This is a genomic window from Virgibacillus sp. 6R (genome assembly GCF_001895305.1).
GTDB lineage: Bacteria > Bacillota > Bacilli > Bacillales > Amphibacillaceae > Virgibacillus > Virgibacillus pantothenticus.
On the sequence record NZ_CP017762.1, the window covers coordinates 165,567 to 188,341 of the forward strand.

A 22,775-nucleotide genomic window follows, 5' to 3' on the forward strand; every position below is an offset into this window, starting at 1 on the left:
GCAGGCGTTTATTTCGCCTGCTTATTCGATTGTTGACGCATTATCCTCAAGGCTAGTGGAAGTGTACCAAACCACTTGTTTGTGGACGACCATTTCGATCTTTTTTTAGCTTCTTTTCGCCGTCTTTTTTCATCTGCAGGCATATTCAAATAAGTGACGAACTGCTCGGTGATAAATTGTAAATAATCTCTTGTAGACAAATTGTTCCCTCCCACGCTATCCTTATTACGATTTTTTTACGACCTATATAAATAGCATTTCCAAACCTGGTTCGTTTATAATCAACCTCACCAATGGAATATTGGAAAAAATCACTTCTTTTATTCAGTAAATTTATTTTGTAAGCCTTTTCCCTTCAGTCTAAGGTAGTCTTTTATTCCTTTATACATAAGCATAATAAAAATCTTTTTTAAAAAGAAGGAGTTTTGTTTCTTTTGTCGAAATATGGTGGTATAAGGAGGTGAATCAATTTTTGAATCCAGCAGAAGCAAAAGCTACCAAATTATTACTGTATGCAATCGAGCAAGGTGCTTCAGACATCCACTTCTCCCCTTTGTCTGCTCAAACCGATATCTATCATCGCATTCAAGGTAATCGCATTTTTCACAAAACGATTTCTAATTCATCCTACCAATTATTACTTACGTACTTTAAATTTACTTCCGCCATGGATATTGGAGAGACCAGAAAGCCGCAAAATGGGACGATCACCTTACAGATAGTTGGGCAAGTCTACGATCTGCGTCTATCCGCTTTACCCGTAAAGCATAATGAGAGCTTGGCCATACGAATTCTACCCCAACAAGCATCCCTTCCGCTCCACCAATTATTTCTGTTTCCGAATCAGTTACATCTTTTATTAGCATGGATGAAAAATCGCTCTGGTCTTATTCTTATTAATGGACCAACAGGAAGTGGCAAGACAACTACCTTATACGCCATTCTTGAAGCAATCCGCAAACAACATTCACTACAAGCAATTACGTTAGAAGATCCCATTGAAAAAGACTTAGAGCAAATATTGCAGGTGCAAATAAATGAAAAGGCGGGAATTACGTATCAAGCAGGCTTTAAAGCTGCACTACGACATGATCCAGACATTATCATGGTGGGAGAAATTAGAGATGCTGCCACGGCTGCATTTGCCTTAGAAGCGTCCCTATCCGGTCATCTCGTTTTAAGTACGATACATGCTGCCAATGGTTTAGGAACGTTGTATCGTTTAAAAAGTCTCGGTTTAACAATGGGGGATGTAAAACAGTCTTTAATTGCCATTGCATCTATTCAACTACTGTCATTTGAAACCAAAAAGCATGGTAAACGAAGAGCCGCTATTCTTGAATTACTTGATCAATCTTTACTCACCCAGTACTTTCAGAATGATATAATTTGGTCCGCCGATCAATATCATTCATTTACTCACTTACGAAAGAAGGCATATGCTTATGGATACATTTCTGAAAAAACATATAACGAGACAAAAGAATGAATTGTCTCATCATGATCAATTACGCTTTTTAAAACGTCTGCACCACCTTTTAACTAATGGTTATCCTCTTATTGAGGCTTTAGATAGTATTGCTTGGGATAAGCGTTTTAGTGACTTTGCCAAACAAATCATGAATGAATTGACAACTGGCACAACCTTTGATCAAGCCCTACAAAAAGCCTCTTTCCATCCATCTATTACGAGTTATCTTGCCTTTGCAATGTCTAATCAAAATTTACAGGAGAATATAAAGAGAAGCTTTCAGATGTTTGAGCAGAGGCTTATCTATAAAAGTAAATTTAGACAGGCTATCCGCTACCCCATCCTTTTACTGTTTATTTTCCTTCCCATCCTGTTTATGTTAAAACAAGTTGTACTGCCTTCCTTTATCGATTTATATCGAGGAACCCCTGGTTCTTCGGCAATTCTCGTTATAGCAATGACACTTATAGACTGGCTACTTTTACTACTTATATTTACAACCGCCGCACTTTGTATCTTCGCAATAGGCTGGAATTATTTCAAACGTAACATTCCTATAGATAGACAAGTTACATTCTACGCTCGCCTTCCGATATATAGGAATTTTTTAACCGTACAAACCTCTTTTTTATTTGCCACTCAATTTAGTACGTTAATTCAGACTGGTCTACCATTTAAAGCAATTCTTCAGCAAATGATGTATCAAAAGAAACAGCCACTTATTTCTTACTATGCCAAGCTTATGACAGCACAATTAACGGAAGGGCGGCAACTTCCAGCACTTCTCTCTCAACTTCGATTTTTGGATAAACCACTTGCTAATATTTTTCAAAAGGACAGTAATACAGCAACATTGGAAAAGGATTTGAATGTATACGCTGAAAGCTTAATGGAGGAAACCGAACGCAGAATTCTTAAGATGCTCACTTATATTCAGCCAGTTTTCTTTATTATGATCGGCTGCTTTGTTTTATTCATTTATATGACATTAATGTGGCCAATGTTTCAGCTTATAAAAACAATTTAATTACTAAAGCATAACCCAAAATTGTGTGTTAAAAAAATGCTACGAAGGGGGATCTTTCCATGTGGAAGAAAAATGAAGCCTTTACATTAATTGAAATGCCTATCGTTTTAATGATTATTGCGGTATTAATTATTCTTATTGTTCCTAATTTAGGAAAACGAAGTCAAGAAGTAAATAGTAAGGGATGTGAGGCATTGGTAGCAGTTGTTCAAGCACAAGTTGATGCTTACTATGCCGAACATAACCGATTTCCGACTAGCTTGAACGCTTTAGTTCCAGAATACCTTAATGAAGAACAGAAAACATGTAATGATAAGGAACTAGGGTATGACAGTAAAACAGGGAAAGTACGGGGTTAAACGGTTGAAACAAACAAACGGTTTCACCTTAATTGAAATGTTAATTGTGCTTAGCATTATGCTAATCATGTTAGGATTGGTGTTACCTCCACTTTCTTCACATGTAAATAAAATTAACAGCAATCATGTGATCGATAAATTAGCATCTGACGTCATGAAAATACAACATATGCATGCTACAACATACGGAGCAGTAAAAATTCAACTTTATCATGACAAATATGTGGTATTAAATTCGACGCGAATTATACAGCAAGTTCATTTGCCAGAAGGATTTTGGTTTAATCAAAATGCCAACCATTTTATTGAATTTAATAAGAACGGAAATATTAAACGACCTCGAACATTTTATCTCTATTCCCCCACTACACGATATAAAATAATATTTCCCTTTGGTAAAGGTAGGTTTCGTGTTGAAAAAGGATAATGATTTTACACTTGTTGAAGTAATTATTGCTTCTAGTATTTTGTTTACTTTCATTATTGTTCTCGCACCAGCTATTTCAATTCTTCATGTGGAACAAAAAATATTAAGTGACCGTCTTGAAATTGCCTATGAACTTCACGACCAGCTGCAGCCTTCTATTTGGGAAAAGAAAAGCCCCATAAAATTATACGACTTAGAAGTAAATAAACGTACAGTAACCATTGAAATCCTCGAGGAAAAAGAATACGTGAAAGGGTGTGCATACTGGAATAATGCTAAACAAACGAACGAAGAATTATGCTTTTACGCCATATCATCATGAATCAGGTTTTACACTTGTTACAACATTAATTACAATTGGAATTTTGGTATTTAGTATTCCATTTGTCAGTTATGTTCTCCGCGACGCTTCCACAACAGTAAATTCGAATACGCATTTATCAGTGGGACAGTTTTTTATATTTATGCGTAATGAAGTGATGCAAGCACAAGAGCTAAAAATATATCCGGACCAATTAAAACTAATAATGCAGAATGGAGATGAAGCTACGTTTGTAATGTACGGAAGCTTGGTACGAAGACAAGTCGATAATACCGGTCATGAAATTTATTTACGAGACGTAAAAAATATTTCTTTTTCCCCACTGCCTTATGGATTACAAGTGACTGTTACTACTATAGAGGGGGAACAACATGATAAAGAAATTATCTTTTACCCATAAAGAATCTGGGTTTATGCTGCCTCTTGTCTTATTCGTTACAGCTCTCGTTTTCCTGATCATTTCAACGACCGTTCATCGTTATCAAAACAATGTGATCATGACCAAAAACCAAATCGAGCAACTAAAAATAGAAACGTTAGTACAAATGTCGCGAGAAAAAATAAAGCAAGAATTAATCCAAAACGGCGAGATAGAAAACCAAATGGATATCTCATTTCCTTACGGCGAAGTTTCTGTGCGAATAACATCTTTAACCCCCGAAAAATACCGCCTGTTTTTTACTATTACTACGAATAACCAATCCAAGCTGCAACTTACTGGTTTCTTAAAAAGTCCTTCCAATGCCCCTTCATCCTTCTAGTGACCTTCTAGCTAGCTAAAATATACAAAAACCATCATTGCATTCTATGTTGGTAGCATTTCTGATCTTTATCCCGTTCAATAAAAATAGATTTTACGGTAGATGAGAAAATAGGAGTAAACTATATACGAAGGTCTCTTCCCTTAAGTGCTGTAAAAAAATCGAAAATAGGTTAAAAATAGAGGTCTAAAAAAACAGAGAATATACACGTAAACTCCTCGAAAATGGAGTACTCATTTTTCTAACGTAAAAATCAAAAGGTTACAATAAAGCGAATCTTCAATCAATGTGGGTTTTCCTTCATCCTCCACTGATTGTTAGTATGACCTAAAAGCCTCTAAACCAATCGAGCATTTAGATGCTGTTATCTCCCACTTAGACTTGTTGCACTACAATTTTCAACTCCTGAAGTGGGAGTCTTGCAGCACCTTATATACGGGATAAATATTACTTTCATTTACAAGTCCATACGGGTCGTTTATAATAACTATGATAAGGTTACCAAAAGGAGGGGGATGGACATGGATCGAATGTTTCGTGTGTTAGCCTTTTGGACAGGAATTTTCACCGTAATGTTTTTCGTGGGAGATATGCAAAAAACAGCATTACTTTTCCTCGTTCAAACGGCCTTTTTCCTAACATTAAGTTATTTGAAATTATCTGAACGCATGTATATGTATTTATTCGGAGCGTACTGTACCATATTCTTTATTGGTTTTACATGGTATTCAGAATTTATACTTATACCTGGATTCGGACATTAAGAGGCAACAAAAAGCCCTGCTACATACTATTATGCAGGGCTTTTTTGTTGTTCTTCAACCTTGTCCTTGCAAGTAACGTTCATAACCTTTTTCATTATGATGCTAACAGTCTGCGTTAGCTTATGCAGTGAAAAAAGGATTGTGTTTATTTTCAAACTCAATATTTGTTTCAGGTCCATGACCTGGATAAACCGTAAATGATCCGTCCAATGTATATAATATTTCCTTTATAGACATTTCTAATTGCTGATAATCTCCCCCTGGTAAATCCGTACGTCCAATACCTTGCTGAAATAATACATCACCACTTATTACGAATTGCTCTTTTGTAAACACAAAACTGACACTACCAGGAGAATGGCCTGGTGTATGTAATACATTGAAAGAAAATTCTCCAAGTTGCATTTTCTTCGGATATAGGAATTGGTCCGGCTTTTCTGTTTGCACTTTTTGTTGTGTAAATAAAAGGGAACCATTTTTACTTGGATCTTCTAACCAGCTTGCTTCTAACTCATGAAGAAAAACATCGATGTCATACTTCTTTCTTAGTTCATCCACTGCGCCAATATGATCAAAATGGGCATGTGTTAATAAAATAGCTATTGGTGTTAAATGGTGACGAGTCAAAAATTGTGTTACTTTCTCCGCATCACCGCCGGGATCAACAATCAATGCTTCCTCTGTTCCGTAGACAATATAACAATTGGTTCCCAAAGGCCCCAAGGGCATGGTATGTAAGTTCATTGTTCCATCTCCTCTCATTATTTGCAGAAAACATCATGCTTCTAAAAGATGGCGCTTGAAATAACCGCCTCATGTAATAATTATGTGCTCTAAGATGTCATTTTCACGTTAATTGGAAGCTAACAGAAATTATCAATGCTAAGTCTCGACAAACAACATATAATGCTATAGAATAAGGAATATAACCGCACTAGTTACATAATAATACAAATACATTTTCTATACCAACAATAGGAAATGAGAAGCTATAAGGAGGAAGAAGATTCATGCATATCGTATTAGGGGTTTTGTTTTTATTAGTAGCTATACTTGCAGTTGTATCTATCATCCGTCAAATGAAATACAAAAATATTCTTGCCATTGGATTTTCTGCAGTAACAGCATTAGCATTTGGCTTCTTTGCTATTGCCACCATTATTACCGAGTTAAAAGGATAAACAGTAAAAAGCTGACCGCAATGGTCAGCTTTTTCTATTGGCTTATTTTTTATCAAAGTTGATAAAACGGAACAAATCACCGTAAATCAAATCATCAGAATATCCTAGTTCTTTTTCTACTTGCTCGCGTATGGAATCACAAGCATTAGGAGGCTGGTTATTTTCAGATTGCTCATCCGTTTCTTCTATTATCGGTTCTCCTGTCTCTCGATTGTAGCATGTATCACTCGTATATATATATTCATTGCTTATAAAGCTTCCATTACGTAAAGCGATAAAATCTTTACGCTGATCGCTGAATAAATCATTCCCGAATTGAATATCTTGCTTATTCTTAATGCCTAACAAGTTTAGCAGTGTCGGTTTCATATCGATTTGACCAGCTACCTCGGATTTTACCTCGCCGTTTCCATAACCAGGTATATGAATAAATAATGGGACACGTTGTAATTGGACATAATCATATGGCGTGATTTCATCTTTTCCTAAATATTGACTCATTGCGCGATTATGGTTTGCACTAATCCCATTATGATCACCCATAATAACGATTATGGAATCTTCATAAAGTCCAGCTTGCTTTAGCTCTTCAAAAAACAATTCAATCGACTCGTCCATATATCTTACTGTTGGAAAGTAGTTATTTAACGTATTAGAATTGGAATCATATGGTTCAATTGAACGATCCTCTTCTTCTAGATCAAACGGAAAATGATTGGTTAAGGTAATTAATTTAGAATAAAACGGTTGTTCCATCTCCTGCAAAATATCGGTTGATTGTTCAAAGAAAGGCTTATCTTTCAATCCCCAGCCAATCGAATTCGCTTCCGTAATTTCATAAGACTCTTCGCCATAATAGTGGTCAAATCCTAAACTTTGATACATCTGATCTCGATTCCAAAAGCTTTTATTGTTAGCATGTAATACGCTAGTATAATACCCATTTTCACCTAAAATTTCCGGCATCGCATGATATTCATTCTGTCCATGGGTAAAGAAAACAGCACCTCGGGAAAGCGGATATAACGAGTTCTCCACGAGAAACTCTGAATCAGACGTCTTGCCTTGTTCTGTTTGATGATAGAAATTTTCAAAGTAAAACGTATCTTCATCCTTCGTTAAGGAATTTAAAAATGGTGTAATTGGTGCTCCGTTTACTTTATTATTAATCACAAAGCTTTGAATGGACTCCGCATTAATAAAAATCACATTTTTATTCTTTGCTACACCAAACAATTCAGACGCTTCACTTCTTTTCAAATTCTCATCCATATAAGCTTGAATTTCCGGTAATTCAGTACCATCTGCAAATACGCGTTGGGTTTTCGCTTTTGCTTGTGTCGCAATATCATAAATATGGTAATTAAACAAACCAATATTCTTTACTAAATACTCACGATCAAACGCACGAGTAAACAATTGCGGACGTTCCATTTCCGCTAAAAAGAAATTTCCGGCTACTAATACAAGTGACATCGCTAACGCAAAAACTTTCCCGCTTTTTGGATAGCGTGCAGTCATTTGTTCAGGACGTCGCTTGCTGATAAGCCAAATAATAATCACATCTGCGAACAATAAAATATCATACGGCTTGATTAGTGTTAAAATACTTGATCCTAAATCGGCAGCATTACTTGCCTGAAAAAGCTGTGGAATGGTTATAAAATCGGTAAAGGAACGATAGAATACGAGATTCGCATAAATAATGAATGAACCAATTAAAACCGTATATCGCAAAAACTTCATTTGTCTTTGCTGTTTTTTAAACCATACGCTCATAGCAAAGACTAAAAATGCAGATACGAACGGATTAATAAATAAAATAATCTCTTGCATCATATTCTCTAAATCAATGGAGAACATAAAACGGTATACAAGATACGTTTTTACTCCAAACAAAAACGTCGCTAAAATAAATAAAGGTAATTTGTTAAATTGTAACTTCATACAACTTCCTCCTAGTTCTTTTCCCCTCTCTTCTTGGTTTAACAAGTAAAAGTTTTTTTATTTACGTCGTTGTTTTGCTAATTCAAGCCAGTTACTCTCATGGCTGAAATAGTCTGACATGATGTGAACAGCTTAAAGTTCCTTAGCAAAATTAGTAGAACAGAAACATATTGCATGATATATGCATCTTACAACATGAAGGTTACAGTTCTGGATAAGTTTCTATACCCTTTCTGTTTACGAATTAAACTTTTTTTAAGGCTTACATACCTATAAATACCTGCTTGTCACAAATGCAATATCATTCAAAACATTTAGAACACTCTTGATAAAGACAGGAAAATAGCGACTCACAAAACCAGACGCAAGTGATCGCATAAAGTGAATCTTCCATCCGCATGGGGTTTCTTTCATCCCCACTGATTGTTAGTACCATAATGGTATGACCTAAAGACCTCTTACGATATAGGACATTTAGGTGCTGTTATCTCCCACTTAGACCTGTTGTAGTATGAATCCTTCAATACTTGAAGTAGGAATCTTACAGCACCTTATATGCGGGACAAATTCTACTGCTTCTAACGATGAATTTCAATTACTTCTTTAAATCTCTATAAAACATACATATTAATTAGACGTTTTAGTTATTAAAAAAGTTTCATAGATTACTAAATTTCTTCACCAAATATTTTTTTCTCTAGCTTCTGCTTTACTAGAAAGGCTGCTCCAATAATCCCTGCATCATTTCCCAACTGAGCAAATTTCAACTCACAATTCTCACTTATCTTAGGGAGTGCATAGCGAACAAACGCTTTTTCTATAGCCGTCAGTAAAGGTTGTCCAGCTTTTGAAACCCCTCCACCAATTAATACTTTTGCTGGACTAAGTGTCACACACATATTTGCAATTGCCATGCCTAAAACGTCCATTGTATATGCAACAATTTCCTTTGCCTCTGAGTCATCTTCTTCCGCTAGTTGAAAAACATCTTTAGAAGTCAACGACCCATTTGCAGCTAAGATTTTTGCTAATCCACTTTCAGGTGAAGACTGTGCTTTTTCTATCGCCTGTCGTGCAATACCAGTAGCAGAAGCTATGGTTTCTAAGCATCCTTTCCTACCACAATTACAATTAGAGCCATTTAGATCGACAATTACGTGACCGATCTCCCCTCCAATACCTGCTTCTCCACTAACAACTCTACCGTTTGCAATAATACCGCCGCCTACACCAGTACCAAGTGTAATCGCTATTAAATTAGCTACTTGATTGCCTGCTCCACGCCAGTTTTCTCCTAAAGCAGCTACATTTGCATCATTCTCAACAAATACTGGAAGCTTGGATCTTTCAGTGAGGAATTCACCTAAAGGATAGTTTTTCCATCCGATATTTACCGCTTCATATACAAACCCTGTCTTATCTTCTATAAATCCAGGAGCACCAACCCCTATTCCAAGTACTTGGTCTTGTTTATATTGTAATTCTTGCAGCTTTTGACTAACCGAATTCCAAATATCATCGACTATATGTTGACCGCCACCATCGGTATTTGTTGGGACTTCCCATTTGTAGATAATATCACCTATGTCACTAATTAGTCCCAATTTTGCAGTTGTTCCACCAATATCCATACCAATAATAATTTGTTCCACAGCTATAGACTCCCCTTTTTCTGCTTTTGCACTGATGTCATCTCTTTTTTTAGTAATAATTTTGCTTCCATGAATAGTTTGTTTTCTATAAAGCCAAGCTGATATAATTCATTTATTTCTAACTCCATCATCTGCAAGTCTCCTAATCGACTCCCAGTATAAATAAATGTACCATATTTCCTTAAAAATTGCTGTATTTCATAAATCGATTTCATAAAATCACCAAATTTATTATACTAAATTCATGAACGAAAGAAAATTACTATGAGAAAAATGAAATTTTTTGACCAAAATTGCTCTTATCTCAAGTATTGCATTTATATTAATATATTTCAATTATATTAGAAAAACTTGGCTTGTCGCCAAGTCTTATGGCGGAAGCCTTTGTTTTTCTTATACTATAAACCAAAAAAATCTTATACTTTCCTATAGTGGAACAAAGGCGCGGGGCGCCCGTTTAGCAACGTAGCGAATGGAACGAATCAACTAAAGATTTAGGAATCATGCCACTAAAAACAGGAGTATGCCGACGCCTGAGCGGCAAGCCCGTTTTTAGTCGGCCTTCCCCTTAGCGACGAACCGATGAGGCCTTATCGTAGGGCACATTCTAAAGTCGCCTAGTTGCTGGGCTCATGAGCCGGACGTGGCTATTCGGTTATTTCGTTATCCACAAGCACCTCATTTTATACTTTTTATCTTATAAAAAAACTCGACTCCAAGCGCCGAGTTTTTACCAATTCTTTTGTAAATACGTTTGCCTTCAAGATGGCAAATCTACATATGACTACCGATCTGGATCTTTTGGATGTAAAAAAGCGGGTCTGCGATTTTTCAGCGGAATTGGTGAGCGTAGAAACACATCTCGAAAAGGACGATACGAAAATGGTATAAATGGCCAAAAGTAGGCTACGTGAAAAGATTCCATTCTGACCAAATATAGTATCCAAATCGTTATCCCTGCGATATAGCCAACTCCTCCAAATAAAGCTACAGTTAAAAGCAAGAAAATCCGTGCTAAACGATTTGCTAAGCTTAACTCATAACTGGGCGTCGCATACGTACCAATAGCAGCTACCGCTAAATATAACACAACCTCATGCGAAAACCAGCCTACCTGAACCGAAACTTCACCAATCATAATAGCTGCCACTAAACCAAGAGCAGTCGCTAGTGAAGAAGGAGTATGAATAGCTGCCATACGTAAAACATCTATCCCCACTTCTGCCAGTAAAAATTGGACAAGCAGCGGAACGACACCCGCTTCATCAGGTCCAATATACTGCAGATTAGTTGGCAAATACTCAGGGTGCTTTGTAAATAAATAATATAACGGAAGAATAAAAATGGAAGCTAAAACTGCAAAAAAACGTACAAACCGCAAATAAGCTCCGACTAAAGGTTTTTGTCTATATTCCTCCGCATGCTGCAGGTGATGTGCATATGTAGCAGGAGTTATCGTTACACTTGGTGAACCATCAATAATAATAATGACGTGTCCTTCATAAAGATGCGTTGCAGCTGTATCAGGACGTTCTGTATATCTGACTGTTGGATAAGGGTTCCAGTGCCTTCCACTAATATATTCTTCAATCGTCTTTTCTGCCATGGGAAGTCCATCTGTATCAATCGCTTCGAGCTTTTTCTTTAAACTATCCACTCTGTGTTCATCAGCTATGTCTGCTAAATAGCAAATACAAATATCCGTTTTCGACCTTCTACCAATTTGCATATATTCCATGCGCAAGGAACGATCTCGAACTCTTCTCCTCGTCAATGCTGTATTAAAAATAATCGTTTCCACGTATCCGTCCCGAGAACCGCGGACAACTCTCTCTAAATCTGGTTCCTGTGGAGTACGAGCAGGATAAGTTCTGGCATCAATAATGATGATTTTGTCTGCCCCTTCTACAACTAAGGCAGCAGGTCCACCAAGAATAAGGTCACTTACCTCGTTTAAATCATCCGCTTCATCCACTTCTATATAAGGAATATATCTTTCCAATAGTTTTTTTAATGCATTTGGCTGTAAGTCTTCCGTATCCAGTTCCGCAAATAGCTGCATGATATAAAGTAAAATATCATCCTTACCAAAACCATCAATGACAAACAAAGCCATTTTAATACCTGCATACTCCAAGTCACGTTGAATAATATCAAAGCTTTGATCGACCGCCAATCGCTCATGGATATAGTCGCGATTTTTTTCAAACGATGAAAATAGTGATTGTCCTTCCTTTTGCATATGCTCACCTGTTCCATTTAAATTACTATGGATAGTGTTCAACAACAAGCGACGTTCTATACATTTCCTGCATTAAATCAGCATACCTCTCATGAATGCAACATAGAATGTATGAGACAAGCATGTTAAAAGGACGTGGTTTGATGAAAAAATGGTCGATCATAATTGTGATTGTTGCATTAACTAGTTTTTTTACCTTTGTCTATATAATTGGTTTACAGTCTAAACCTGCGATTACTTATTTTCCAATCGATGAAGAGCTCTCTTTTACGGCTGCTGAAACAGATTTACAACTTCTTACTGAAAAAGGGAAAGATGACTATGAAATCATGTGGAAAGCATCTTCTACAACGGAAATCCCTGTATATTTAAGGCAGGACGTTTCCTTATTATTTGATAATGGGAGGCTCAGAGGAGCGGTGTCTAAGTGGATACAGGATACGGATGCGATTCATTTAAAAAAAATGCTTACTTTAGAAGATAGTAGTTTATATGAGGCTATTTCATTCCATCATGGTGAAATTCATAAACAAGGTAACCAAATCAATAGTATCCAGCAAATGTCAAGTGATCATCTTTACGTTATTGACTCACCTGCTGCAGCATTAGATTCATTCAAAACTCCTTCTACACGTTACGAAAAAGAGTGGAAAGCCTTACTCGACCGTGCATCTATGCAACAACTTACATACTATTGGAACACTTTATTTGATTATTTCAGTATTGATGAAAAAGCGTATTATCATGTGCCATTAACGGATTTGGATAAATTTAAGAATCAAGCTCTGTCCGGTTTAACACAAGCGCAAACTGATAAGGTTATTGGACAACTTTGGGAAGGATTATACAAAAATTATCTTTTACCCATCGTAAACGCCGAAAAAGTGGTTGACAGCTATATTCCAATCATTCTATTTGATAAACAAAACAAGCATTTGCTTGTGCTTTATGAAGTGAATGGGAAAAAGGAAAAGCTGATTCAAAACTATTCCTTTTCCCAATAGGTCATTATTCGATAAGTATAATGATTAAAAAGACAAACAAAAAAAGTTTATCCCGTATGTAAAGTGCTGTAAGACTCCCACTTCAGGATTTGGGTAATCTGTACTGCAACAAGTTTAAGTTGGAGATAACAGCACCTAAATGTCCTATTTCGGAATAGGTCATACCATTACGGTACTAACAAGCTGTGTGGGATGAATGAAACTCCCTACTGATGGAAAATTCTTTATTCGAGCAGATATAAGTTGCTTTGTGTAAACAATGACCACTTTCCTGTTTGTTCATAGATAATAAGAAGCAAGCTGTTATTTAACTTTTTCACCTGTGATCTGCTCATACATATTGATAAAATCATCATTATTAGGATCTAATTGATAAGCTTTTTCGATTAATTCTTCCGCTTCCTCCATATTTCCTTGCTGATAGTAAATTAAAGCAAGGTTATAATGTGCTTCCGGAAAATTTCGATCCAATTGTATACTTTGTTTTAAATCTTTAATGGCTAAATCCTGTTGATTTAATTTTATATATGCATAGGCACGGTTAAATAATATAGCCGCTCTCCATTTTTCATCACCTTCACTATTACGTAAGGCATCGTTTGCTTCCGTGATAACTTGTTCATAATTTTCTTCTTTTACTAATTCATCGATCTGCATAATATAATACATTGGTGAACTCATGTTATTGGCTACGCCATATTGTATGATTCCAAAAGCAAGTGCTAAATAGACGAGAACTGCACCGATTTGCTTGCCCCATTCTTTCTGTTTAGGTAAATGGACAATGCCAGAAGCAATAAAACCGGCAACTAACCCACCAAGATGGGCGCCATTGTCAATTGCAGGAATTGAAAAGCCAAACACAATGTTGATACCAATTAACATAATCACGTTGGTTCCTATCGTTTGGAAAAAAATCCGGCGATGGTGAAGACCGAAAAACAGTAAGGCTCCGAATAAACCAAATAAAGCCCCTGACGCACCTGCAGCAATATTTGCCGAGAAGGCAAAGCTTGCTATTCCGCCACCAATTCCGGCAAGAAAATAAATTATTAAAAATCGAAGGGAACCGTAAATCCGCTCGACTAATGTGCCCAAGTAGTAGACAGCAATCATATTCATTACTAAGTGTAACCAACCAATATGTAAAAACATGGAGCTGACGATTCGCCACCATTCTCCATCTTCCATGATGGCAGGGTTAAATTTCGCACCAAATTGTATCAGTGTTTGTATGTTTTCACTCCCACCATTTGTTTCCAACATGAGAAATAAACTCACACATAAAAGTAATATGATATATGTAAGTCTAGGCTTTCCAAAAGAAAACATCCCTTCTGTATGTTTCTTGTCATCCAAAACCCGCTGTCTTAAAAATTGTTTATAAGAGGCTACTCGTTCTTCCTTCACTGTTTCTTCATTTGAGAAATCAACATCCAGAGACGAAATTCCAATTTCTTTTTCCAATCTTTGCTTTTCTTCCTCATAATGAGAATTAGACAAATAATATAATTTCATCGTGATTGGTTGTTTTTCATTTAACTTCATCGGTTGCTTTAAGAACTCCCAAGAATCAACAGGAGCGTACTCTGATATATAAATATTATGTATTTGAATATGTTTTGCTCTTAAAAACTTCTTCATTGCTTTTACTTTTTGAAAAACGACTGCGATGTCTTTTTTTAAATGGTTCTTCCAATCAAATCCCTGATTGATCAATCGTAAGACTTTCGAGTTCTTCCCAGCATTTTTTTCTAACCAAATTTCATTTCCTTGTTCATTTACATAAAGAACATCATATTCATCGCGGGAAACAAATTGATAAGCCATTCTATACATCGCATACTGTTCATCTAAATACATTATCACATCTCCCCTAACGTTCTCTGTTTCTATTATTCTTCCCTATTTCTTTTTATACAAGCTATTTTACCATGTATGGATAGCAAAGATGAATTCACAACCTATATGTATTATTTATGTAAGATAACGTTTACGGGACTAATACTTCTTCTGTATCCAAATCATTCAGCCCCGCTAATAGTATTCGTTTTCACAAAGTTAATCTCCAATTAGGGGGGCTTCTTCCCCCACTAATTGTTGGTATCGCAAGGGTCCAAAAGGATCTTAAACGAATCGGGAATTTAGGAGCCTTATCTCCCACCTAGCCTTTTTAGTATCCATGCAATTGGTAAAGTGAGAGTTTTACGGCACTATATATTATTCGAAATAAAAAAGCCTAATCCAAATATTATCAATTGGATTTGCCTTGAAACATCCATGGTATAAAAATACGACGGATGGAAGGAGAACTCATAGATAACTGTACAGCAAATTTTCTTAAAAAGCCAATTGCCAATAGTGTATTTAATATCCGATAACGCCATTTAAATACTAAAGCAACTGCAGCCATAGTACCAGCAAATAATACGATCATACGCATAGGAACACCTCTTTATCATTGATGTTCTTAGTTATGATCACAGCTGATATATTTTATGCAGAAAAAACCGATCCACCATCTACTTTTTTTTCAGCAACAAACCTGCTTCTGTAATTAAATGCTGTACGGGTATATCAAATACGTTCTTTGGTATAGATTCAATTAGTTGACTGCTATGCAAAATGGATACAGTAAAATTCGGAAACCCTACTAAAAACCGATCATAATACCCGCCCCCGAAACCAATGCGGTAGCCTTTCTGATCAAATACAATACCTGGTACCACTAACAAATCAATGTTAGCAGGAGGTATATATACGGTTTTACTTGGGTCTGGCTCTAACAGACGATAATAAACAACTTCTAATTGGTCATATGTATGAAATGCGTAAAAATCCATTGTTTTTGTTGCAGGCACACATTTAGGTGCGCAAACGGTTTTACCTTGTTCCCAAGCTTGTTTAATTAGTTTATTTGTATCCCATTCAAAACCTTTCGAGATCGTAATCCCAATAGTATCTGCGTTCTTCCAAATTGATGAAGTAACCAATTGATGATGTAACTGCTGTTCAACTTTTTTTCTTTGCGCCGCATCCATTTGATTTAAGATAGTTATGGTGGACTTTCGAAGTTGTTCTTTTGTCACAAGAGATCTCCTCCCTTTTTAAAATTGAAAAGGTTTGTGCGGAACTTTAGATAGGATATTTAGTATGTGATTGAATTTCCGTTTTTGTATTTATGTATTGAAAATAATAATAAAACCCTTATCTCAAAGATAAAGGTTCTATTATAATCGTTATTTTGTTTCACGATGTAAAGTATGTTTTTTAAGACGTGGACTGTATTTCATAAGCTCAAGACGCTCAGGATTAGTACGTTTATTTTTAGTTGTAATATAATTACGATCTCCCGTTTCTGTACAAGCTAAAGTAATGTTAACGCGCATCATTTTTCCCTCCAAACTTTACCAAATTGTTGCTTCATTAGCGATAATTTCATTTCAGACTTATTTATAATACCAAATGTTAGCCAAACAAGCAAGAATTTAAACGAGATAAACTTTATCGTGAGACATGTCAAAAGGGGACCTGTTTAAAGTGAGAAGCCCCAATGGGCATACATGATGGCTACTTCCATCCAAACGATAAGTGCTATACATGTTTTTTATTGTTAAGAAGCATATTTATGCTTCTTTCTACAAAAAATAATAAATTTGTAATGGCATTTCGACATCATTTTATGTTATAACTAGTATTGAGTAGAAGGAGGGAAGCAGATGATATATGCAATTATTTCCATTATTGCAGTCGGAATCGTTTTACTTGCTATATCCTTTTTCATGAATGATCGAATCGAGCAGGTTGAAAGTCAATTAGAACAATTTTCCATTACAACGATGCAAGATACATATCAAATGAAAAAGAAAATTAAGATTCTGGAAGAAGAACTATTAACTGAGAACTTCACAGACAATCGTATAGAAAACAAATCGTAACAAGGGAGGAGGACAAGATGAAACAGCCTATACGCCTATTTGGTATCGGCCTCTTAACAGCTGGTATAATCATGTTAGGGGTTTATTTTTTCACGAATGGAAACATTCAAACCGCTGACAACCTCTCTGATGAAGAGTTGGTTACATTGGTGGAGGATAAAGGTTACCATGTACTGACAAATTCTGAGTATATTGCGGTATCTGTAGATGAAGTTGAAGATGAAGATGAAGATGAAGCAACCGCTGCGAAGAACGAGCAACAGCCAGATACAAAAGCTAAATCTGCAGAAGATAAGTCCGATAACAACGAAGACAAGCAAGAAAACCAGAATGCCGATAAAGAAGATAAAAACAAAGCTAAACAAAATGATGATAAAAAGCAAGCAGCGGACAAAGAAAAAAATAAAGAAGATGAAAAGAAGACATTTACAGTAAATATTAAAGAAGGAATGCCTTCTTCAGAAATTAGTGACCAGCTCGAAGCAAATGATATCATTGATGACGCTGCAAAATTTAATGCGTATTTAGAAGACAATGATTATAGTCAAAAAGTACAGCTGGGTAAATTTAAAGTGTCCAGTGACATGAGTTTAAAAGAAATTGCTGAAGCAATTACAAAATAAAGCTAAGAAGCAGAACTAACTGCTTCTCAGCTTTTTTATTTTCATAAAATACTTAATGCAACAGCGGCAACTGAAACGAATTTGCTAATTTAATAGAGTTAATTTAAATTATAATTTTCACCTTTAATCAAGTATAAAATACTCTCTCCGATATTAGTAATATGGTCCCCAAAGCGCTCTAGATACCTTGAGCATAGAGAGATTTGCATAATATATTGAATCTTATCTGGATTCGTTGCTGTTTCTCCTAATAATTCACTTAGAATGAGTTTATTTTCCCTATCCACAGCATCGTCCATTTCGGATAATTGAGCTGCCAGCTTGTCGTCTTCTTCCGTGAAAGCTGTGATAGCTGTGTGAAGCATATTTACCAATGTTTCTTGCATAGTGTTTAACCGATTCGGGATGAGCACTTCTTTATTTTCTCCCAACCGAATGGTAGATCGTGCAATATTTCTAGCATTATCAGCCATCCGTTCTAAGTCGGCAACAATCTTAATAGCCGTTATTAGACGGCGTAAATCCGTTGCGACTGGGTTTTGTTTTGCAATTAAAAGCACGACTTTATCATTTATTTCTAAGTCTTTCTTATCAATTACTTTGTCAGCCTCGATTACTTGCTCAGCTAGGTCAATATCCTGATTAAATAACGCTCGAACAGCGTTTGCCAAAGCTTTTTCTGTTAAATTAGCCAATTCTACAATTTCCTGATCTATTTCTTTCAGCTCTTGGTCAAACTGCCCCCTCGTCTGCATATCATTACCTCCTATTTATCAACGTGATACTATCATAGCAAAACACTATGTACCTATTATGGAGTAAACATTAATTTTTTGTAAATTTTACGTTAACACGTATTTCTGTTTATTTGAGTTAATGATTAATAAATAATTTTTTATGCATTTAGTAAAATATAGAAATTATTTACAAGACTGAAAACAAATTTTGTTCTTTTACATCTTCTAAACAAAGGCTACTATAAAGTGAATCTTCCACCAGTAGGGAGTTTTATTCATCCCTCACGGCTTGTTAGTACCGTAATGGTATGACCTAAAGGCTTCTTACGAAATAGGACATTTAGGTGCTGTTATCTCCCGCTTAGACTTGTTGCTGTACAATTTATCCAACTCCTGAAGTGGGAGTCTTACAGCACCTTATATGCCGTATATAAAGTGAACAAGCGCTTGAAAATCGAACAAAGGGTAAAATTTTTGTTCTCCTTAAAAAGAGAATATACTTTTTTTATACGTGTCCCACCTTTTGAATTCTACATCTTACAAGTTCATTAATTTGGGAGTTTAGCTGTCATTATCTTACACAAAGCCTTTTTATTTACCCTTTAATCTTGAAATAGCAGTCCCTTTCATTCGGGGGAAAAAAAAGAAACGTACAGACGTGGCTCTGTACGTTTCTTTTTCTATCCGTCTTCCGATGCTGTATCTGTATCGTCTTTATCACTATCTTTTTTCGCCTCAAAATAAGCATCCATTATTTTAAAACCAATTTCATAGTTAACCCTATAACCATTGCCAAGCCCTACATTCGGAACCATTACGGCAAAAGCGATTTCAGGGTCGTCATAAGGGGCATAGCCTACTAATGAAAGGTTTTCTGTTTCCGCAATTTGCTTCCCATCTTTATAGATCGCATTTTGCGCTGTTCCTGATTTTCCAGCAGGTTTATAATCCCTTGAACTTCCATAACTAAATACGGTTCCATTCCGCTCTTGAAAAGCTTGTCGGAACCCCTCTTGCACTCGATCAATATATGCTTGATCCATTTGAATCTGATTTAATACTTTTGTCTTCTCACTCCGATACACGCTTCCTAACTGCTTGTCGGATCTGCTTGGTTCACGTATTTCCTTTAAAAAATGCGGGCGCACACGATAACCATCATTAGCAATCGTTGAAACATATTGCGCTAGCTGCATGGTCGTATACGTATCGTACTGTCCAATCGCCTGGTCCATTAATAGTCCAGCTGCAGATTTAGTTGGTCCTTCATAACCAACACTTTCAAATGGGAAATCGATTCCCGTTCCCACTCCTAACCCAAACTGCTGAAAATAATTTCTCATTTCCTGCCATGCCGCAGGATCAAACGCCGCCTTTCCATTTTGTGGAAACGGATAGCGATTCTCCCCGCCCATTTTAAGAGCAATATAAAACATATACACGTTGGATGATAGTTTCAACGCTGTAATGTCATTTACAGCTCCTAAAGATTGATAAGAGCCTTTTTGTGGCGTTCCTTTGATTTTTATCGGTCGATCAACAAACGTCTGACCAGGTGAGATGACACCTGAATCCAGCCCAGCTAATACCGTCGCACCTTTAACAACAGATCCAGGACGATGTGCATCATAAAGTGTTTTTATCGTAGCATCTTTATATTGATTACCATCTCTCGTTTGTCCGCTGACAGCGAGAATTTCGCCTGTTTTAGGATTTATTACTACTGCCAAAGCATCTTTTAAGTATCGATTATCATAAGGATACTTCTGAACGGCTGTCTTTAACTCATCTCGCACAATTTTGTCCACTTTTTCCTGAAAGTCCATATCCATCGTTAACACTAAATCTTTTCCGCGCTGCCCTTCTACGACTGTTTTGCTGTCCACTACATCTCCTGATTTTGTCGTCGTATACTGAATTTGTTCTTTTCGTCCGCGGAGTACATCCTCATAATATTCCTCTAAGCCGCTTTTACCAACACGGTCATTTCGACTGTAGCCTCTAGTTAAATAGTATTGCTCCTTATCAGCTAATATACCTTGCTCTTGCGATGTTATCGATCCAAGTAAGCTTCTCATTGTATCATCATAAGGATACTCTCTGTTCCAGTCTGTCGTTGCATTGATGCCTGGAAGTTCAGCTAGATGTTCAGAAACCGTAGCATATTCTTCCGCTGTTACATCTTCGTTTTTAATAATTTGCGGTGTTAATGAATATGCTTTGTCTAATTCTGCTTTAATCGCAATAACTTCGAGCTCCTGTTCGGAGAACCCCGATATTTCGTCTTCCGAGATTCTATCTAAAATGGTATTGTATTGCTCTGCATTGTCTAACTTTGCAGCTTCTTTCTTTTTTAAACGCTTATCTGCCTTTTTTTTGTTTTTTAAGTACCAATATTCTTTCTTGTTTCGCTCCGTTACCTTATCGCTTTCCATAGAGATATACTTTGCCAATTTTTCTGCTAGCTCCAAGCGATCTTCTGCTTGCGTTCCCTTTGGCGGGGTGTAGGTAATAGAATAGAGCGGTTTATTATCGACAATGACTTGATGACTACTATCATACATTTTCCCTCTAGGTACGGGAACTTTTGTTGTATCTTTTACAGTCCGGTCAATTTCTTTCTGAAATTCTTCGCCATTTAAAATTTGCACAACACCCAGTTGTAATATGAGTCCCGCAAACATTAAAAAAACAATAAAAAACAATAGGTTTATCCGAAAGGGAAGCTGCGCCTTTTTCTTCTTTTTCTTCATTGTTTCTCCCCCATATGATGTCTCTCTTCTATCAAGCAATTTATATTATATCATTTTTATGTCATGTATTTCATCTATTTTTAAATTCTTAAGCAGTTAGTTCAATTACAGCTGTTTATTAAACGCGATCCTACCGATTTTTTTCGTCTGTTAGCTGTTCTTTAAGCAACACTTGGTTTTCCATCTTACTTTCCAAGTATATATGTTTTACAAACAAATAAATAAAGATATGCCCTGTGCCAAACACAGCTAATAAATACGGGATGATTAACTCAGCATCCATAAGGGAAACGGAAAGTAGAAAAACAGAAATGGAAATGACTCTTCCTATATTTACAAATAACTCACGCACGACAATATATTCCACGCGATATTCCTTTGCTTTCCAAGCTTTTCCTATGACATCATAGGTTAAAGAAACGTATGGGATCATTATGATTGGATAAGCACTTCCGATAAAGACAGCGTAAATTAACAACTGTACATAGCTAATATCAAAAATAATTAGCGCTATGGAAAAATATAATATTAGACTGCCAAATAATATTGATTTTTTTCGCATAGAAGGTTTGATTATTTTGGTCCCTATAAAATAAAACACCAGCGAGAATCCTGAAAATACTAAATTAAACATCCCTAAAGAAAACTCACTCTGGGTAATTAAAAACACCCAAATTGCAATGATAAATGCAAATATACCCTCGCGCAGCCCTTGGAAAATATGAGCATTTTGAATTCTTTTCCAATTTTTATTATGGTAACGTTCTGTTAGTACCCTGCGAAAATAGAAATTCCCTTCAGCTTTTCTTTGTTTTAGAAAAAAACTAATCACCACAGCGCAAATAAACATAAGAAAAGAAACGGAAAATATAACGGTGTAGCCAATATTTGCTTCCATTTTTGCAATGATGATGCCTGCTAATAACGGTCCAATCATTCCACTGAATGATTGCAGCACACCTAAAAATCCATTAAAAAAATCCCGTGTATCTGGTTCGGTTATTTCAAAAGTTAATACGTTAAAAGCTAGCCAGTAAAAACCATAACCGATGCCTAATAGCCCCCCTAACATGAAATTAAAGTAGGCCGCCTTTTCGCCTATTAAAAGAACATTTAAAAAAAAGAGTGAGAGGAAAATTACTCCTAGCCTCAATACAATGACACGGTCTACCTTCTTAGCTAATTTACCAGCGATAATAAAAGTGATCGGCTGAAAAATGTAAATAGCTAGATTGTAGACAGCAATCGTTATATAGTCCCCTGACTGTTTCCACAGATAAATATTTACAAATGTATTGGATAGAAACAGACCTAATGAATACAAACCGCCGATTATAAGTAAAAAGATGAAGTCCTTATTAATATTATTGTTGTCAAAATGAAAGAAGTGGCTTTTCTGCATATCTGATTCCCCTTTTTTATGTCACTACTAGTTTGAGCAATTGAGAAACAGATATACAAACAACCGCATATCGAAAACATGAAGAGAAATGGTTAACTATAATTGCTGGATAATTTTTACCCAATCAACGCCTTTCAGTTTATTAAACCTGAAGTACTGTACATA

Annotated in this window: 25 protein-coding genes; 12 read left to right on the forward strand and 13 right to left on the reverse strand. The window is 36.1% G+C overall.

What is annotated here, in order from left to right:
- Positions 1–8: 8 nt before the first annotated feature.
- Positions 9–200 carry a YqzE family protein gene (locus tag BKP57_RS00805; RefSeq protein WP_050353060.1) on the reverse strand — a complete coding sequence of 64 codons (192 nt, stop codon included), beginning with the start codon at positions 198–200 and terminating at the stop codon, positions 9–11.
- A 260-nt stretch (positions 201–460) separates the two neighbouring features.
- On the opposite strand from BKP57_RS00805, the gene comGA reads away from it, so the two are divergent.
- The 8 genes from comGA (at position 461) to BKP57_RS00845 (ending at position 5,131) form a co-directional block, all read left to right on the forward strand.
- The gene (comGA, locus tag BKP57_RS00810; RefSeq protein WP_232231286.1) at positions 461–1,489 is read left to right on the forward strand and encodes a competence type IV pilus ATPase ComGA; all 1,029 of its coding nucleotides are present in this window, start codon (positions 461–463) and stop codon (positions 1,487–1,489) included.
- Entirely contained in the window at positions 1,446–2,498 is a 1,053-nt protein-coding gene (gene comGB, locus BKP57_RS00815) for a competence type IV pilus assembly protein ComGB (RefSeq protein ID WP_050353062.1), read from the forward strand. Before comGA ends, comGB begins: the two co-directional genes overlap by 44 nt.
- Positions 2,499–2,557: 59 nt before the next feature.
- On the forward strand, positions 2,558–2,857 hold the full coding sequence (gene comGC / locus BKP57_RS00820; RefSeq protein WP_072740880.1) for a competence type IV pilus major pilin ComGC: 300 nt from the start codon (positions 2,558–2,560) through the stop codon (positions 2,855–2,857).
- On the forward strand, positions 2,826–3,284 hold the full coding sequence (gene comGD, locus BKP57_RS00825) for a competence type IV pilus minor pilin ComGD (RefSeq protein ID WP_050353064.1): 459 nt from the start codon (positions 2,826–2,828) through the stop codon (positions 3,282–3,284). Before comGC ends, comGD begins: the two co-directional genes overlap by 32 nt.
- The gene (locus BKP57_RS00830; RefSeq protein ID WP_072740881.1) at positions 3,271–3,606 is read left to right on the forward strand and encodes a hypothetical protein; all 336 of its coding nucleotides are present in this window, start codon (positions 3,271–3,273) and stop codon (positions 3,604–3,606) included. The genes comGD and BKP57_RS00830 overlap by 14 nt, the downstream gene beginning before the upstream one ends.
- Positions 3,557–4,006, forward strand: a complete 450-nt coding sequence (locus BKP57_RS00835) for a competence type IV pilus minor pilin ComGF (RefSeq protein WP_050353066.1) — start codon at positions 3,557–3,559, stop codon at positions 4,004–4,006. The genes BKP57_RS00830 and BKP57_RS00835 overlap by 50 nt, the downstream gene beginning before the upstream one ends.
- Positions 3,978–4,367 carry a competence type IV pilus minor pilin ComGG gene (gene comGG, locus BKP57_RS00840; RefSeq protein WP_050353067.1) on the forward strand — a complete coding sequence of 130 codons (390 nt, stop codon included), beginning with the start codon at positions 3,978–3,980 and terminating at the stop codon, positions 4,365–4,367. The genes BKP57_RS00835 and comGG overlap by 29 nt, the downstream gene beginning before the upstream one ends.
- Before the next feature lie 521 nt (positions 4,368–4,888).
- On the forward strand, positions 4,889–5,131 hold the full coding sequence (locus BKP57_RS00845) for a DUF2626 domain-containing protein (protein WP_050353068.1): 243 nt from the start codon (positions 4,889–4,891) through the stop codon (positions 5,129–5,131).
- A 120-nt stretch (positions 5,132–5,251) separates the two neighbouring features.
- Here the strand turns inward: BKP57_RS00845 and BKP57_RS00850 are convergent, their stop codons facing one another.
- Positions 5,252–5,875 carry an MBL fold metallo-hydrolase gene (locus BKP57_RS00850; RefSeq protein ID WP_072740882.1) on the reverse strand — a complete coding sequence of 208 codons (624 nt, stop codon included), beginning with the start codon at positions 5,873–5,875 and terminating at the stop codon, positions 5,252–5,254.
- 266 nt (positions 5,876–6,141) lie between these two features.
- On the opposite strand from BKP57_RS00850, the gene BKP57_RS00855 reads away from it, so the two are divergent.
- Positions 6,142–6,312, forward strand: a complete 171-nt coding sequence (locus BKP57_RS00855; protein WP_072740883.1) for a DUF2759 family protein — start codon at positions 6,142–6,144, stop codon at positions 6,310–6,312.
- Between the two features lie 42 nt (positions 6,313–6,354).
- On the opposite strand, the gene BKP57_RS00860 is transcribed toward BKP57_RS00855, so the two are convergent.
- The 4 genes from BKP57_RS00860 to BKP57_RS00875 all read right to left on the reverse strand — a co-directional run bounded on the left by BKP57_RS00860 (position 6,355) and on the right by BKP57_RS00875 (position 12,153).
- The gene (locus BKP57_RS00860) at positions 6,355–8,259 is read right to left on the reverse strand and encodes an LTA synthase family protein (protein ID WP_050353070.1); all 1,905 of its coding nucleotides are present in this window, start codon (positions 8,257–8,259) and stop codon (positions 6,355–6,357) included.
- 668 nt (positions 8,260–8,927) lie between these two features.
- Positions 8,928–9,911 carry an ROK family glucokinase gene (locus BKP57_RS00865; RefSeq protein WP_269466271.1) on the reverse strand — a complete coding sequence of 328 codons (984 nt, stop codon included), beginning with the start codon at positions 9,909–9,911 and terminating at the stop codon, positions 8,928–8,930.
- 2 nt (positions 9,912–9,913) lie between these two features.
- On the reverse strand, positions 9,914–10,126 hold the full coding sequence (locus tag BKP57_RS00870) for a YqgQ family protein (RefSeq protein ID WP_050353071.1): 213 nt from the start codon (positions 10,124–10,126) through the stop codon (positions 9,914–9,916).
- Positions 10,127–10,695: 569 nt separating this feature from the next.
- Positions 10,696–12,153, reverse strand: coding sequence for a spore germination protein (locus tag BKP57_RS00875; RefSeq protein ID WP_050353072.1), 1,458 nt, complete (start codon positions 12,151–12,153; stop codon positions 10,696–10,698).
- A gap of 143 nt (positions 12,154–12,296) precedes the next feature.
- Here BKP57_RS00875 and BKP57_RS00880 point away from each other — a divergent pair, with 143 nt between their 5' ends.
- Positions 12,297–13,157 carry a hypothetical protein gene (locus BKP57_RS00880; protein ID WP_050353553.1) on the forward strand — a complete coding sequence of 287 codons (861 nt, stop codon included), beginning with the start codon at positions 12,297–12,299 and terminating at the stop codon, positions 13,155–13,157.
- A 303-nt stretch (positions 13,158–13,460) separates the two neighbouring features.
- Here the strand turns inward: BKP57_RS00880 and BKP57_RS00885 are convergent, their stop codons facing one another.
- From BKP57_RS00885 to rpmG, 4 genes are all read right to left on the reverse strand, one after another.
- The gene (locus BKP57_RS00885) at positions 13,461–15,020 is read right to left on the reverse strand and encodes a rhomboid family intramembrane serine protease (protein ID WP_050353073.1); all 1,560 of its coding nucleotides are present in this window, start codon (positions 15,018–15,020) and stop codon (positions 13,461–13,463) included.
- Between the two features lie 391 nt (positions 15,021–15,411).
- Entirely contained in the window at positions 15,412–15,600 is a 189-nt protein-coding gene (locus tag BKP57_RS00890) for a hypothetical protein (RefSeq protein ID WP_050353074.1), read from the reverse strand.
- A 79-nt stretch (positions 15,601–15,679) separates the two neighbouring features.
- Positions 15,680–16,246: a 5-formyltetrahydrofolate cyclo-ligase gene (locus BKP57_RS00895; RefSeq protein ID WP_050353075.1), complete on the reverse strand. Its 567-nt coding sequence runs from the start codon at positions 16,244–16,246 to the stop codon at positions 15,680–15,682.
- A 150-nt stretch (positions 16,247–16,396) separates the two neighbouring features.
- Positions 16,397–16,546 (reverse strand): 50S ribosomal protein L33, encoded by a 150-nt coding sequence (gene rpmG, locus BKP57_RS00900; protein ID WP_050353076.1) that lies wholly within the window; start codon positions 16,544–16,546, stop codon positions 16,397–16,399.
- 330 nt (positions 16,547–16,876) lie between these two features.
- On the opposite strand from rpmG, the gene BKP57_RS00905 reads away from it, so the two are divergent.
- Positions 16,877–17,095 (forward strand): hypothetical protein, encoded by a 219-nt coding sequence (locus BKP57_RS00905; RefSeq protein ID WP_050353077.1) that lies wholly within the window; start codon positions 16,877–16,879, stop codon positions 17,093–17,095.
- 17 nt (positions 17,096–17,112) lie between these two features.
- Positions 17,113–17,718, forward strand: coding sequence for an endolytic transglycosylase MltG (locus BKP57_RS00910; protein ID WP_072740884.1), 606 nt, complete (start codon positions 17,113–17,115; stop codon positions 17,716–17,718).
- Positions 17,719–17,816: 98 nt separating this feature from the next.
- On the opposite strand, the gene phoU is transcribed toward BKP57_RS00910, so the two are convergent.
- From phoU to BKP57_RS00925, 3 genes are all read right to left on the reverse strand, one after another.
- Positions 17,817–18,473, reverse strand: a complete 657-nt coding sequence (gene phoU, locus BKP57_RS00915) for a phosphate signaling complex protein PhoU (RefSeq protein ID WP_050353079.1) — start codon at positions 18,471–18,473, stop codon at positions 17,817–17,819.
- A gap of 662 nt (positions 18,474–19,135) precedes the next feature.
- Complete coding sequence (locus tag BKP57_RS00920; RefSeq protein ID WP_050353080.1) at positions 19,136–21,208, reverse strand: peptidoglycan D,D-transpeptidase FtsI family protein; 2,073 nt, start codon at positions 21,206–21,208, stop codon at positions 19,136–19,138.
- Between the two features lie 130 nt (positions 21,209–21,338).
- Positions 21,339–22,610: an MFS transporter gene (locus BKP57_RS00925; protein WP_050353081.1), complete on the reverse strand. Its 1,272-nt coding sequence runs from the start codon at positions 22,608–22,610 to the stop codon at positions 21,339–21,341.
- Between the last annotated feature and the right edge of the window lie 165 nt (positions 22,611–22,775).

Coding starts and splice junctions, on each gene's coding strand:
- comGG (WP_050353067.1), top strand. CDS start 3,978: ATGATAAAGAAATTATCTTTTACCCATAAAGAATCTGGGTTTATGCTG.
- rpmG (WP_050353076.1), bottom strand. CDS start 16,546: ATGCGCGTTAACATTACTTTAGCTTGTACAGAAACGGGAGATCGTAAT.
- BKP57_RS00835 (WP_050353066.1), top strand. CDS start 3,557: ATGCTAAACAAACGAACGAAGAATTATGCTTTTACGCCATATCATCAT.
- BKP57_RS00845 (WP_050353068.1), top strand. CDS start 4,889: ATGGATCGAATGTTTCGTGTGTTAGCCTTTTGGACAGGAATTTTCACC.
- BKP57_RS00910 (WP_072740884.1), top strand. CDS start 17,113: ATGAAACAGCCTATACGCCTATTTGGTATCGGCCTCTTAACAGCTGGT.
- phoU (WP_050353079.1), bottom strand. CDS start 18,473: ATGCAGACGAGGGGGCAGTTTGACCAAGAGCTGAAAGAAATAGATCAG.
- BKP57_RS00925 (WP_050353081.1), bottom strand. CDS start 22,610: ATGCAGAAAAGCCACTTCTTTCATTTTGACAACAATAATATTAATAAG.
- BKP57_RS00920 (WP_050353080.1), bottom strand. CDS start 21,208: ATGAAGAAAAAGAAGAAAAAGGCGCAGCTTCCCTTTCGGATAAACCTA.
- BKP57_RS00855 (WP_072740883.1), top strand. CDS start 6,142: ATGCATATCGTATTAGGGGTTTTGTTTTTATTAGTAGCTATACTTGCA.
- comGB (WP_050353062.1), top strand. CDS start 1,446: ATGGATACATTTCTGAAAAAACATATAACGAGACAAAAGAATGAATTG.
- BKP57_RS00905 (WP_050353077.1), top strand. CDS start 16,877: ATGATATATGCAATTATTTCCATTATTGCAGTCGGAATCGTTTTACTT.
- BKP57_RS00860 (WP_050353070.1), bottom strand. CDS start 8,259: ATGAAGTTACAATTTAACAAATTACCTTTATTTATTTTAGCGACGTTT.
- BKP57_RS00875 (WP_050353072.1), bottom strand. CDS start 12,153: ATGCAAAAGGAAGGACAATCACTATTTTCATCGTTTGAAAAAAATCGC.
- BKP57_RS00880 (WP_050353553.1), top strand. CDS start 12,297: ATGAAAAAATGGTCGATCATAATTGTGATTGTTGCATTAACTAGTTTT.
- BKP57_RS00870 (WP_050353071.1), bottom strand. CDS start 10,126: ATGAAATCGATTTATGAAATACAGCAATTTTTAAGGAAATATGGTACA.
- BKP57_RS00850 (WP_072740882.1), bottom strand. CDS start 5,875: ATGAACTTACATACCATGCCCTTGGGGCCTTTGGGAACCAATTGTTAT.
- comGD (WP_050353064.1), top strand. CDS start 2,826: ATGACAGTAAAACAGGGAAAGTACGGGGTTAAACGGTTGAAACAAACA.
- BKP57_RS00885 (WP_050353073.1), bottom strand. CDS start 15,020: ATGTATTTAGATGAACAGTATGCGATGTATAGAATGGCTTATCAATTT.
- BKP57_RS00890 (WP_050353074.1), bottom strand. CDS start 15,600: ATGCGTATGATCGTATTATTTGCTGGTACTATGGCTGCAGTTGCTTTA.
- comGC (WP_072740880.1), top strand. CDS start 2,558: ATGTGGAAGAAAAATGAAGCCTTTACATTAATTGAAATGCCTATCGTT.